Raw genomic sequence first — 594 nt, 5'->3', positions numbered from 1 at the left:
TTTGGTTTCGATACCGACAATTATCTCGGTTCCACCCTGCAGCCGAATCAATGGCACAAAAAATGGTGCATGTTCTTCGCTGAGCAACGTATTGGTTGGCAACTGCAGTTATTAAAAGAGAAAGGCATCCAATGCGAATCTATTATTTTAGTGCAAAAGCCATTTATGGAACGCCGCGCCATCGCTACGTTTGAGAAGCAATGGCAATCGCCCTACTCGCAAGTGCAAGTCAGTTCTACCGCTCATCCATTCTTCGAATACATCAACGAAGACATGCCGCTAATGATGGTGTTAGAAGCGCTGATGGAAGATTTTTCCCGCGTCAAAAGCTATCCCGAAAAAGGATTTCAAACTAAGCAAGACATTCCAAAGCAAGTGGATTCATCTTATCAAGTCTTGTTAGAGCGATTCGGTTTTGATCTCCTCTGAGCGAAATGAACAATTAAAAAGCCACCGAGTTCGGTGGCTTTTCTGTACTGCTTTGAAGCTGAATGGATAGGTTTATTTACCTAGGGCTTCTTTGTAGTGCTGACGGCAAACCGAGACATAACGGTCGTTGCCACCAATCGCCACTTGGTCACCTTCTTTGATTGC

General features: G+C 44.4%; 1 protein-coding gene and 1 pseudogene. One reads left to right on the top strand and one right to left on the bottom strand.

Going from position 1 to position 594, the window contains the following annotated elements; translation table 11 throughout:
• A partial coding sequence (locus tag R7Q46_RS24755; RefSeq protein ID WP_318077871.1) for a fructosamine kinase family protein occupies window positions 1–429 on the top strand: 429 nt, incomplete at its 5' end.
• Window positions 430–501: 72 nt separating this feature from the next.
• Here R7Q46_RS24755 and R7Q46_RS24750 read toward each other — a convergent pair.
• A pseudogene (locus tag R7Q46_RS24750) lies at window positions 502–594 on the bottom strand (thymidine kinase); the annotation flags it as partial.

The sequence above is a fragment of the Vibrio sp. 811 genome (genome assembly GCF_033339195.1).
The sequence above is the reverse complement of the archived record's forward strand: the minus strand, read 5'-3'. Positions and strand labels throughout refer to the sequence as shown.